The organism is Devosia sp. GW821-FHT12F11 (assembly GCF_058806655.1).
Window position 1 is genome coordinate 849,009 of the sequence record NZ_JBXAPX010000002.1, and the last position, 11,893, is coordinate 860,901.

9 protein-coding genes are annotated in these 11,893 nt (G+C 65.9%); all 9 read right to left on the reverse strand.

Annotated features, from left to right (window positions below; all coding sequences use genetic code 11):
• Positions 1-124 precede the first annotated feature (124 nt).
• Positions 125-2,224, reverse strand: a complete 2,100-nt coding sequence (locus AC1ROK_RS09720; protein ID WP_492846210.1) for an ADP-ribosylglycohydrolase family protein — start codon at positions 2,222-2,224, stop codon at positions 125-127.
• Between the two features lie 14 nt (positions 2,225-2,238).
• Complete coding sequence (locus AC1ROK_RS09725; protein WP_492846212.1) at positions 2,239-3,438, reverse strand: ADP-ribosylglycohydrolase family protein; 1,200 nt, start codon at positions 3,436-3,438, stop codon at positions 2,239-2,241.
• Between the two features lie 174 nt (positions 3,439-3,612).
• Positions 3,613-5,034, reverse strand: a complete 1,422-nt coding sequence (locus tag AC1ROK_RS09730) for an extracellular solute-binding protein (protein ID WP_492846214.1) — start codon at positions 5,032-5,034, stop codon at positions 3,613-3,615.
• A 249-nt stretch (positions 5,035-5,283) separates the two neighbouring features.
• Entirely contained in the window at positions 5,284-6,195 is a 912-nt protein-coding gene (locus tag AC1ROK_RS09735) for a carbohydrate ABC transporter permease (protein WP_492846216.1), read from the reverse strand.
• The gene (locus AC1ROK_RS09740; RefSeq protein WP_492846218.1) at positions 6,195-7,151 is read right to left on the reverse strand and encodes an ABC transporter permease; all 957 of its coding nucleotides are present in this window, start codon (positions 7,149-7,151) and stop codon (positions 6,195-6,197) included. Before AC1ROK_RS09740 ends, AC1ROK_RS09735 begins: the two co-directional genes overlap by 1 nt.
• Before the next feature lie 4 nt (positions 7,152-7,155).
• Positions 7,156-8,199 carry a LacI family DNA-binding transcriptional regulator gene (locus tag AC1ROK_RS09745; protein WP_492846221.1) on the reverse strand — a complete coding sequence of 348 codons (1,044 nt, stop codon included), beginning with the start codon at positions 8,197-8,199 and terminating at the stop codon, positions 7,156-7,158.
• A 134-nt stretch (positions 8,200-8,333) separates the two neighbouring features.
• Positions 8,334-8,552: a hypothetical protein gene (locus AC1ROK_RS09750; protein WP_492846223.1), complete on the reverse strand. Its 219-nt coding sequence runs from the start codon at positions 8,550-8,552 to the stop codon at positions 8,334-8,336.
• 342 nt (positions 8,553-8,894) lie between these two features.
• Positions 8,895-10,760, reverse strand: a complete 1,866-nt coding sequence (locus AC1ROK_RS09755) for a hypothetical protein (protein ID WP_492846225.1) — start codon at positions 10,758-10,760, stop codon at positions 8,895-8,897.
• A complete protein-coding gene (locus AC1ROK_RS09760) occupies positions 10,757-11,893 on the reverse strand; it encodes a protein-glutamate methylesterase/protein-glutamine glutaminase (protein ID WP_492846227.1) in 1,137 nt (378 codons plus the stop codon). Before AC1ROK_RS09760 ends, AC1ROK_RS09755 begins: the two co-directional genes overlap by 4 nt.

Consider the following 11,893-nt stretch of genomic DNA (forward strand, 5'->3'; position numbering starts at 1 on the left):
CCCAACCTCCCCCACAAGGGGGGAGGTGCCGATCGAGTTGTTGGCGCGACGGTGCCCCACGCACCGGCAGACACCTCCCCCCTTGTGGGGGAGGTTGGGAGGGGGGTGGCCACGCGCACCAGCATCAGACTTCGACCACTTCCAGCCGCGCCACCGTCATCCGCCCTGTCGAGGCCATGCGAAGGCCGGCCTGGCCGTAGCGGAACTGGCTATCGGTCGCCGAGATCAGCTCCTTGCCGTCGACGCTGAGCGTCAGCTTATCGCCGACCACAGTCAGCGCCAGCTTGTGCGCCTCACCCGGTTTCACTGCGAACGGGGCCCGCGCCAGCACAGTGGTGCCGTGGTCCTGCTTCAGGATCACCGCTTCGCCATTCTCGAAGCCGGCCGCATAGAACCGGCTGGTGCCCTGCACACGCGCCGCAACCAGATGCGACTTGCCGGCAAGCGGAGTCAGGTCGGCGGTGACGGTCACGTCGCGCAGATAACCGTTGCCGGTCCAGGCATCGGCGTCTTCGGCGGTGTGTGCGTGGATGACGCCATCCTGCAGCGACCAGTGGCCGCGGTTCCAGGTGAAGCGGGTGATGCCGCCCCATTCCTGCTTCTCGACCTTCGGGTCGATGGCGAGCTTGCCCTTGCCCGATACCGAGAACTCGGAAAGGTAAAGCCGGCCGAGGAATTTCAGGCGGCCAAAATACTCGACCAGTACGCCGATCTCGTCGATCGCCTCGTCCCCCTCAGGGATCACGAATTCATAATCCTGCCAGCCCGCGGAGCTCGGGACATGCCAGGCGCCGGTTTCGACGATCTCGCCGGAAATGGCGCGACGGATATAGGGCGCGACGCGCAGGTTGCCGTCGCCGTTCCAGGGGTCGAGCTCAAGCTTGAACTTCACCGTCTGGCCGGCATCGGCGAGCGGGGAGAACATCGGGCGGTAGCGCTCGTCGTCGAAATCGGCACGACGGTAGAACGGCTTCCAGAAGATGCGACCGCCCTGCCCGCGCTCGAGTCTATCGAGGAGGACCTCAAGCGAGCCGCGCGAGTTCGGGCCCTGCTTGTCGGTCGCCGACTTCACCTCGATCTGGTTGAACGGCTCGGTACGGAAGGCGTGGGTGGCGCCGGGCGCATCGAAATCGAAGCGCACGCCGCGGCGCTCGAAATCCTCGACCCACAACGCCGGCGGCTCCTTGCCGTCGAGGCGGAGGGCGAGGACGGTGAGCTCACGGGCAAAGCTCGGGATATCGACGACGTTGAGCGTGCCGATAACGCCGGAGGCGATGACGAAGTCGTTGATGGGCTTGCGATACTTGTCCCAGCTCGGCTGCACGCCCTGGAAGGTGCCGACGATGGCGCAGGCATTGCCGGCGTTACAATCGGTGTCCCAGCCGGCCATGGTGGCGATCTCGGCGGTGCGGGTCAGCTCGCCCTCGCCATAGAGGATGGCCATGACGGTGACGCCGGCGTTGGGGATGATGTGGCAGACGCCGGGATAGCGGTCATAGCCCCAGTCGGCGGTCAGCATGTCGCGGCAAAGACGCCAGTCGGACGGGTTGGCCTTGTGGAAGTCGATGACGGCGCGAGCGACACGGGCGTAGGTCGAGTTGGCGTCGATGGTCGACAGGCCGGTCTCGACGATTTCGTCGATGGATTTTGCGACGAAGGCCTGGGCGATAGCGGCGGCGCAGAAGCGAGCGCCGTTGAGGCCGTCGCCGTCATGGGCCACCGAGGCGGCCATGGCCGACATGGCGGCAGCCCGCGTCGGGTTGCCCGGGTTCACCCAGCCCCAGCTGTCGATGAAGATCTGCCCGCCGATCTGCTCGGCGACGGTGGTGCCGTTGGTGGCGATAGAGCCGGAGGCAGGGGCCTCCATGCCGGATTTGAGGTTCTTGTAGGCGGTGTGCTCGGTGGAATTGCCGAAGCCGCCCCACCAGTACATGCCGTGCTCTTCGGCAGCGTAGTTGAGCCAGGTGCGGCCGACATCGGCGGCGGTGGCGGTCAGGCCGTAGTCGCGCAGCGCGCGGATGAAATAGACCGGGCCGTTGGTGTCATCGTCGGCAGCGAAATTCTTGAAGTCGCGCAGGTACTGGGTGACCTCGCCATAGGTGTTCCGGATGCGATCATAGCTCCAGATGGTCGGCTCGACCGGCGCGCCCAGGCGGACGCCGATGGCCTTGCCGATGAAGCCGGCATAGATGCGATCGAAGATTTCAGTCGTGGTCAGGGGCATGAACGGTCCGGTGGTCAGAGATTGACGACGCTGGCGGTCGGGAGATCGGCGAGGAGGCTGTCGCGGCTGCGTTCGGCAGCTTCGCGGGCCCGCCGGTCGGCGAGGAGGATATCAGTGACGGTGGCGGTAAAGCGATCGGCCGCGGCGGTGAGATCGAGGCGGTTGGCGCTGTCGAGGGTCTGCCTGTCGGCATCGCGGACGACGCTCTCGCCATGCATTGCCCCGAGGATGGCGCCCGCCATGACGCCGATCGAGTCGGTGTCGCGGCCGGAATTGATGCCGTCTTCGATGGAAGTCCGGAAGTCGCCGCCATTGACCAGGGCGAAGCCGAGCGCCAGCGGCAGCTCCTCGATCGAGCCCAGCCGCGACGGCTGGTAGGCCAGCGAAAGCCGGCCGGCGCGCGCCTTGGTGTGGTTGACGTCGTCGCCCATCGGCGAGAACGGGGCGATGGCGGCGTGGAAGGCCGCGACCACCTCGGCGTGGTCGGCGCCCTTGAGGCGCGAGGCGACGTTGGCGATGGCGCGGATCGCCTCGCGTGTGCCGTCCTTGCTGAGCGCAATGACCCGCTCGACGATCTCTTCGATGCTGATACCTGGAGTGAAGGCGGCGGCGACGGCAGCAGCGAAAGCGCCGGCGGCTTCGAGCCCGAAACTCTCCTGGTGGCCTTGTGCGAAGGCAATCGCCTCGTCGTAAGCGGCCTTGGGATCACAGGCGTTCACCACGCCCACCGGGGCGATGTACATGGCAGCACCGCAATTGACCATGTTGCCGATGCCTCCCTGGCGGGGGTCGCAATTGGCCAACTGGTGGCGCTGGAAGATCCACTTTTCGGGGTAGAACAGGCGGTCGATGAGGTTGGCCTCGCGCTGCATCTCAGGGATCCAGCGCGGCATCCAGGCGATCTGGCGCACCATGCCGTCGGCCATGTCCCAGGCGTCGAGGTGGCGGCGGGCTTCGGCGTAGATATCCATCAGCGCCAGGGTCATCAGCGTGTCGTCGGTGACGATGCCGTTGCCGCGGATGCGGTGATTTCGCTGCTCGGGCGGCAGATCCATCTTGTGCCAGCGCGCCTCAAGCGAGGTGACCCGGCCGTAGCGGGCGCGGATATCGGCGGCCGAGAGCTTCTCGACCGGAGCGCCGAGCGCGTCGCCCAGGGCGATGCCGTGGAGCATGGCGCGGACGCGGCCGCGAAGGGAGGTACTGGTGTCGTTCAAGGCACTGTTCCGTTCGTGTTGCCCCACCCTCATCCGCCCTTCGGGCACCTTCTCCCATCAAGGGAGAAGGCGATGAGCCGAGACGTCTCAGTCGGGCCTTCTCCCCTCGTGGGAGAAGGTGGCCGAAGGCCGGATGAGGGGGAGGACCTCACCGGCCTTCGGTCAGGCCGGGCCTTAGCCGTTCAGCTTGGTCCGGGCGTACTCGTTGAGGCGATCGCCACCGGCGGCCTTCCACTCGGCGACGAAGGCATCCCACTGGTCCATCGAGGCTTCGCCGGAGATGAACTTGTAGACCCAGGCGCGGTAGACGTTCTCGGTCGCGTCGAGGTCGGCGGCGTAGTCGGCCGGCCAGACGAAGGCGTTGTCCGGCTTGAACCAGGTGGTGATGTTCTTCAGCGACTCCTGGGCGGCAGCCGATTTCCACTCCACCGGCGGCACGAAGTTGGCGGCCGCGAAGAAGCGGGCGTACCAGGTGCTCATCTTGTCGGTGATGGTGTAGGTGTCGCCGGACTTGGTGTATTCCTCGCCCTCAAAGCCCATCCGGTCCATCATCTGGCCTTCGGTCGACGCCATGAAGTCGAGGAGTTTTGCGACTTCTTCCTTGTGCTCAGAGGTGGTCGAGATGGCGAAGCCGCGGCTTTCCTTCGACACGTCAGTCGCCGAGAGACCCTGGCCGCCCGGGCCCTTGGGGATCGGCAGCAGCGCCAGCTCGATATTGGCGTCCGGATGCGCCTGGCGCATCTTGCCACCATAGATGTCGATGACTTCCGCCGAGGAGCCGAAGATCACGCCGGCCTTGCCGGTATAGAACTTGTCTTCCTTCACGTCGAACTTCGAGGTGACGTATTCCTTGTCGTAGAGGCCCTCGGCGCCGAGCTTGGCGTACCAGGTGAGCTTGGCCTTTTCCTGGTCGGTGATGCGCGAGTTCACCCACTCGCCGGCCGCGTCCTTCATCCAGGTGCCGGTGATGCCGAACGCCTGGTTGAAGATCGAGTCGAGCTCGTTGGTGTTGTCGGCGGTGGTGACACCGAAGGTGTTGCCCGGGGTGCCGTCGCCATCGAGATCGGCGTCGTGGATGGCTTTGAAGAAGGCTTCGTACTCATCGACGGTGGTCGGGGCGGCGATGCCGAGCTTATCCAGCCAATCCTTGCGGATCACCGGCTGCGGCGCGCGCGGCGGGTACACATAGAGCAGATAGGGGTAGTTCTTCAGGCGCTCGACATTGTGCGGCCAGAGCGCCGCCTTGAGGTTGGGCGACTTCTCGATCCAGGGGTTCAGGTCTTCGAGAATGCCCTGGTCGGCCATCTTGGCGTCGCCGCCCTGGAAGTAGATCAGGTCGGGGATATCGCCCGAGAGCAGCATGACGCCGAGCGCGTCGGCATAGCCCGAGGACGGCAGGTCGACGATCTGGATGTCGAGATCGGTGCCCTGCGCCTTCAGCGCCTTCTCGATGCGCTCGATATGCGCAACGTCGGGCGGGTTGGTCGAGAGCAGGTCCTTGGACACCAGGCGGATCACCGTCTGGGCGCTGGCCGGCATGGCCAGCGACAGGCTGAGCGCCAGCGCCGTGGTTGTCAGAAGCAGGGTCTTAAGCATGGATTCTCCTCCGTTATGCTTGTTGTTGTTCATAGGGATGGCCGTTGGGTCGGAGCGCCGACCCCACCCCTCCGAGCTTCGCTAAGTCGCTGACGCGACAAGCTCCGCTTGCCTCCCCCATCAAGGGGGAGGTGGGGGTCGGTGGATTTGACGAAGCGGTGCTCCAAACTCGATCGACACCTCCCCCTTGATGGGGGAGGCCGGGAGGGGGTGGGGCAACAGCCGCCGTGGGAACCGGTTGGATCTGCCTCATCCCTTCAGCGCTCCACTCATCGTCCCCTTGGTGAAGAACTTGAGGATCAGCGGATAGATGGCGAGGATGGGCAGGATGGTGATGATGATCATCCCGGCCTTCAGCGCCTTCAGGTTGATCTGCGCCACGCCGATATTGTTGGCGGCGTTGTCGGCGCCGACGATGGCGAGCTTGTCGCCTTCGACCACAAACTGCCTCAGCACCACCTGCAGCGGGTACTTGGTCTGGTCGTTCAGGTAGATCATCGCTCGGAAGAACTCGTTCCAGTGAAAGACGAGGTAGAACAGGGCGATGGTCGCCAAGGCAGGCTTGGCCAGTGGCAGCACCACCTGGAAGAAGATCTGGAAAGCGTTGGCGCCGTCGAGTTCGGCTGCCTCGAGCAATTCCTCGGGGATCTCCTCGAAGAAGCGGACGAGGATGATCAGGTACCAGGCGTTCACCGCCTTGTAGAGGATGACGCTCCAGTAGCTGTCGAGCAGCCCCATCCGCTTCATCAGGAAGTAGTCGGGAATGATGCCCGGCTCGAACACGATGGTGACGAGCACGAGCAGGAAGATTATCCGCCGGCCGGGCAGGTTGGGCCGGCTCAGCCCCCAGGCCATCAGTGCGGTGCCGACGACGCCGATGAAGGTCGCGGTAGCGGTGATGAAGATCGAGTTGAGGATACCGCGCTGCACATTGGGGTGCTGCAGCAGCAGCATCCAGACATCGAGCGAGAAGCCCGAAGGCCAGATGTCGAGGCCGCTCTTGCCCGCAACCTGGCTCGGATCGGAAAAGGATACGGCAAGCAGGTTGAGGATCGGCTGCAGCATCACCACCACCATCGCCAGCAGTGTCGTGACGATGATGGCGTACTCGATGCGCTCGAGCGGCGTGCGACGGATCGCGGTTCCACGCGGCGCGGCCATCACCAGACTCCCTTGCCGGTGAGGCGCTTGGACACGAAGTGCGCCGAGAGGATCAGGATCATGCCGAACACCGCCTTGAACAGGCCGGCGGCGGTGGCCAGCGAGTATTCGCCGGTGCGCAGACCGATGCGGTAGACGTAGGTGTCGAGGATATCGATCTGCCCCCGGTTCACGTCATTGAGGAAGTTGATGACCTGGTTGAGGTCGGCCGACAGGAACATGCCCATGTTGAGGATGAACAGCGTCGCGATGGTGGGGACGATCCCGGGGATGGTGACGTGCCAGACCTTCTGCCAGCGGTTGGCCCCATCGAGCTCGGCCGCCTCGTAGAGCGACTGGTCGATGCCGATGATCGCGGCGAGGTAAAGCAGGCTGTCCCAACCGGCCGAACGCCAGATCTCGGAGAACACCAGAACCCAGCGGCTCGAGTTGCCGTCGGTCATGAAGGCGGTCGGCTTGGCGCCGAAGAAGCCGGTGATCTGGTTCACCGCGCCATCGGACGGCGACAGGATGGCGATGAACACGCCGGCGATCACCACCCAGCTCAGAAAATGCGGCAGGTAGATCGCCGACTGGACGAACTTCCTGAGCCGGCCGCTGCGCACCTCGTTCAGGAGCAGCGCGACGATGATCGGCACGGGAAAGACGAAGAGGATCTTCAGCGTCGAGATGATCAGCGTGTTGGCCAGCACCTGGTAGAACACCGGCGAGGCGAACAGCGTCTGGAAGTGCTTCAGCCCGACCCAGAGATTGGGTGGAATGATGCGCACCTGCTCGAATGCCATCTTGGCTTCCCAGATCGGGAAGTAGTGCCAGACGAGGAAGAACAGCAGGCCGGGGGCGAGCATGACGTAGTAGGGCCACCAGCGCCGAACACCATTGGCGAAGCGCTGCGTATTGGGAACGTTCCCGGCGACTCGTGGAATGACCGTCGCGTTTTGCTCGACGCTCGACATGCTTCTAGCTCCTCCCCGCTCCTGCGACGCGCAGGGGCGTTTGCACCCTGAAATCGGCGAGTGAGCCTCGCTCTATCAGGCGGCACGGCAAATAGGTGCGGCCATCCTGCGGACGGCCGGCGATCTCATCGAACAGCGCCTGGGCGGCGCGGCGGCCGAGCTCACGCGCCGGCTTCTCGATGGTGGTGAGACCGGGCCACGAGAAGGCGCCGGCCGGCACCCCGTCGAAGCCGAGAATGGAGACATCGCTCGGGCATTCGCGGCCGGCCTCGCGGACCGCCAGCATGGCGCCAAGCGCCATCAGGTCGTTGGCGCAGAACACCGTGAGGTGGCCGCTGCGCTGGCGCGCCATCAGGCGCTGCATCGCAGCATGGCCGCCCTCGAAGGTGTAGTCGCCATCCTCGACCAGCAGAACGGCCGGATCGATATCGCGCTCGACGCAGTGCTCGTGGACCGAACGCAGGAACCGGGCGCGAGCGAGGCGGGACTTCGGCCCGAGGATCAGGGCAGGCGCCGCGTGCCCGCGGGCGACCAGATGATCGAGCCCCAGCCGCACGGCCTGCCGGATGTCCGAGCCGATGCTCGGGGTATCCGGGAAGCGTTCGGCGCTCGAGCCGATCAGCGAGAAGGGCACGCCGAAGCGGCCGAAATCCTCGGCATTGTCGGAGACCGGGTTGACGATGGCGCCCTCGACCCGGGCCTGGCGCAGCGCGCGCAGGTGACTGGCTTCGCGATCGTGATCCCAGTCCGAGGAAAACACCAGCAGCGAGGCGCCGTTCTCGCCGACGATGTCCTGGGCGCCGCGGGCGACTTCGGCCCAGAATGGGTTGGTAATGTCGGGGATGACGAGGCCGAACAGGCCGGAGCGGCCCGAGCGCATGCCGACGGCGAGGTGGTTGCGTTCATAGCCGGTGGCCAGCGCGGCCTTCCGCACCTTTTCGCGGGTGATGTCGTTGACGTCAGGGGAATCGGAGAGAGCGCGTGCGGCAGTGCTCTTCGACACGCCGGCAAGCTTTGCCACATCAATGATGGTGGGCCGTCTGCCCATGCAACCTCCCGTGCCGTTCCCGGCATCTGTTGGGAACGTTACCGGAAGTCTCATCGCGAGTCTAGGTGGGGCGACGATGGCGGATTTGGCAGATCGTCGGCAGCGTTAGGGTGCTGCGGGGCCACGAAATTCCGTCAGTGATCGCGTGGCAGCAAGCCGCGGCGGCGCAGTTCGTCACGGACGGCGACGAAGCTCGGGACATTGGTGACCAGTCGGCCGTCGCCCAGCGGATCGAGGAGCACAAGCAATGTGGCATCGGAGAAGCTGCTGAGGCGCTGGATGTCGAAGTGCTCGTCGCTGCCGCGCAACATCGCCAGGAGCTCACCGAGCTCACGGTCGTCCATATCACTCATCGGATTGGCCCCCCCGACAGACTCACGTAACGGGCGGTCCGCCGCCTCAATATACGTGTAAACGCCTATATGTCGGACCTGGTTCCCACTACGTCAAATCACATGTTGGGCGTGGTGGGGCGAGACGGGCGTTGCACCGTTGGTCGAGTTGATCGCCAGAAACTGCCCCACACGCGACGTCATCTCAGCGAAAGCACTGGGGACCCAACTCGCCCCAGCGCAAGCGGTTGGATGGGTCCCAGCTTTCGCTGAGATGACAGCCGGTGGGAAGGGCGAAGCGAGTGCTCTGATCCACCAACAAACGATGGCGAGGCCATCGCCGTGAGATCCGCAGTCGATCGCTCAGAAGAACAGATCGTCAAGGGCGGCTTCGGAGGTCTCGGCGGCCGGTTCGGTGGCGACTTCAATGCCGGTGAAGGCATCGTGGACGCGGCGCTCGACGTCCATGGTGTAGCGCTTCCGCAGGGTGGCGAGGAACTCTGTGAGTTCCGGGTCGATGCCGCCGCCTCCCCTGTGCTCCGCGTCAGTCCCGTCCGCAACCTCCGGAGGCAGGATCACGGCGGCAATCGACAGCTCGATATCGCTCAGGGCCTCAGAGATGGCGCCGTGGTTGGCGAGGCAGTCGACAGCCTGGTTCAGGCAATCGGCGACCCTGGGGCCGTCGTCGTAGAGTTGGACCAGCGCCTTCTTCATCCGCATGCCGACGGTTTCGAGCTGGGTGAGCGAGGCGGCAGCTTCACGCTCGAGATCGCCGACGCGGCCGGCGCCGGCGCCGGTGGCGTTGGTGAAGGCGGCGGAGTAGCGCGCGGCTTCGTTGAGGCGCTCGACCGCCTCATGCGCAGAGACGACGGTCTCACCGGTGAGGGTCCTGAGCTGCTGGGCGATGACGTCGAGGGCCCGGCCGCGTGGGCCGAGCTGGGCGCATTTGACTGCGGCGTTGAGCGAGACCAGCCGCATCTTGTACTCGATCTCCTGCACCGCTTCGACGTGGTTGAGCAGGACGCCGACGGTCTCTGATACCGCGCCGGCGACGCGGTCGAGCTTTTCGCGCTCGCTTTCGCAATCGCGCAGCACGGTGACGGCGCGGCGCACGGCGCCGTGCAGTTCGGAAAGGGCCGAGCGGTTCTCAGCCGAGCCGTAGACCTGGCGGGCATGCTCGAGCACCGCCTCGACGTCCTCGGCCAGCTGGGTAAGCGCCTCGGCGCCGGAGGCCATTTCGAACACGAGGGTTTCGCGCGCGCCGGCGAGCTGCTGGCGCTGCAGTTTGGTGATGGGGGCAACGAGAGTCTGGCCACCCCCTCCCCCAAGCTCCCCAAGGGCCTCCTCTCCGGCCCCGCGGGGGAGGATAAGGGTCGAGAGATTTTGCAAAGCCGCTTCGACGTGCTCGACACGCTGGCGAGTGGCATCGCCGACTTGCAGGGCCATGACGGCGGTGGCGACCTTGTCGGCGATGGCGCGGGACATCTGGCCGGTGACGGCGCTGGAGCGGACCGAGGTGAGGCGCTGCTCGGTGACTTCGGCGAGGTCGCGCTCGAGCTCGGTGGCGAGGGTGGAGAGTGTATCGCGATGCGCCGTCTCGAAGCCGGCGCGCGCGGTGGCAGCTTCGCCGACGACGATGCTGAGCGCCTCATAGGTGCGTGAGAAGCGCTGGATGGTGGTGGCGGCGGAGTCCGACAGCTGCGCGATATCGGTGGTGAAGACGCCGAAATCCTCGGTGTCGGTGACGACGCTGGCGGCGACGACGCGGGCATTGATGGCGACGATGCCCATCATCTTGACGGTGCGGCGCAGTTCCGAGATCGGGTGTGCGGCGCCGCGCAGGGCGTCGACGAGCCGGTTGAGATCGGCCTGCTCGGCGCCCAGGGTGACGGAAATCTCGCCGGCGCGGCGGCCGACGACGGCGAGGCGATCGGTGGCCTCGGCGAGGTCAGGACCTTCGAGGTCGACCGGCAGGGTCTCGAAAGTCTCGGTGAGGCGCGACAGGATTTCGGCGCACTCGGCAAGGCGGCCGCCGACGGCGACGAAGGCGCCGTCGATGGCGTCGCGGGGGGCCGCGAGGTCGGACGCGAGGGTGAGGATGCGGGACGAGAGGACGTCGGCGCTATGCCCGAGAGATTGGCCGCCCCCTCCCCCATGCTCCGCATGGGCCCCTTCCCCCGCCACGCGGGGGAGGATAACGGAGAGCTCAGTGGCTGAGGACGAGGTCATGCGGTGTCCTTTTGCGGGGCACGGGCGGCGTAGGTGGTGATTTCGGTGGCCACGCGGCGGAGCGAGACCACCTTGTCGGCGGCGCCCAGCGCGATGGCTTCCTTGGGCATGCCGAAGACGATCGAGCTCTCTTCGTCCTGGGCGAGCGTGGCTGCACCGGCCTGTTTCATTTCAAGCAGGCCGCGGGCGCCGTCGTCGCCCATGCCGGTCAGAATGATGCCGAGCGCGTTTTTGCCGGCGGCATAGGCGGCGGAGCGAAACAGCACGTCGACCGAAGGGCGATGGCGCGACACGTGCGGCCCGTCGACGATGCCGACGGTGTAGCGCGAACCCGAACGCTGCAGCGTCATGTGGTGGTTGCCCGGGGCGATCAGCACGCGTCCGGCTTCGACCACATCGCCATCCTCGGCCTCCTTCACCTGCATCTGGCAGATGCCGTTGAGGCGGCGGGCGAACGCGGCCGTGAAGCGCTCGGGCATGTGCTGGACGATGACGATGCCAGGCGTGGTGACAGGCAGGGCTTCCAGCACGTCGCGCAGCGCCTCGGTGCCGCCGGTGGAGGCGCCGATGCAGATCACCGGCGCCGTGGTGGGCATGGAGGCGGCAGCAGAAGCCGCACGGGCGGCGGAGCGTTGCGGGATCACCGCGTCAGCGGTGAGCTTCCTTTCGACGGCGAGTTTCGGCGCCGGCGGACGGACGCGCCCCTTCAGCCGCGCAAGGGCGGCAGAACGGGCCGCCTCGCAGATGCGGACGCGGGAATCGTGCAGGAACTGGGCGGTGTCGACGCGCGGCTTTGACACCACGTCGACGGCGCCGGCCTCCAAAGCCTCGATCAGCGTGTCGCTGCCTTCGCCGGCATGCGACGAGCAGATCACCACCGGGATGGGGCGCTGCGACATCAGCTTACGAAGGAAGGTGATGCCGTCCATGCGCGGCAGCTCGATATCGAGGAAGATGACATCGGGCACTTCGGCGCGGATGCGCTCCACCGCGATATAGGGATCGGCCGCCGTCGCCATCACCTCCAGCTCGGGATCGGACGCGATGATGTCGCTGAGCGTGGTGCGCACGGCGGCGGAATCGTCGACGATCAGCACACGGATCTTGCGGTCGGTTTCGGCAGGAGCAGACAT

Bases quoted from the DNA above. Each gene is read 5' to 3' on its own strand.
- AC1ROK_RS09720 (WP_492846210.1), bottom strand. From the start codon at position 2,224: ATGCCCCTGACCACGACTGAAATCTTCGATCGCATCTATGCCGGCTTC.
- AC1ROK_RS09730 (WP_492846214.1), bottom strand. From the start codon at position 5,034: ATGCTTAAGACCCTGCTTCTGACAACCACGGCGCTGGCGCTCAGCCTG.
- AC1ROK_RS09735 (WP_492846216.1), bottom strand. From the start codon at position 6,195: ATGGCCGCGCCGCGTGGAACCGCGATCCGTCGCACGCCGCTCGAGCGC.
- AC1ROK_RS09740 (WP_492846218.1), bottom strand. From the start codon at position 7,151: ATGTCGAGCGTCGAGCAAAACGCGACGGTCATTCCACGAGTCGCCGGG.
- AC1ROK_RS09745 (WP_492846221.1), bottom strand. From the start codon at position 8,199: ATGGGCAGACGGCCCACCATCATTGATGTGGCAAAGCTTGCCGGCGTG.
- AC1ROK_RS09750 (WP_492846223.1), bottom strand. From the start codon at position 8,552: ATGAGTGATATGGACGACCGTGAGCTCGGTGAGCTCCTGGCGATGTTG.
- AC1ROK_RS09755 (WP_492846225.1), bottom strand. From the start codon at position 10,760: ATGACCTCGTCCTCAGCCACTGAGCTCTCCGTTATCCTCCCCCGCGTG.
- AC1ROK_RS09760 (WP_492846227.1), bottom strand. From the start codon at position 11,893: ATGTCTGCTCCTGCCGAAACCGACCGCAAGATCCGTGTGCTGATCGTC.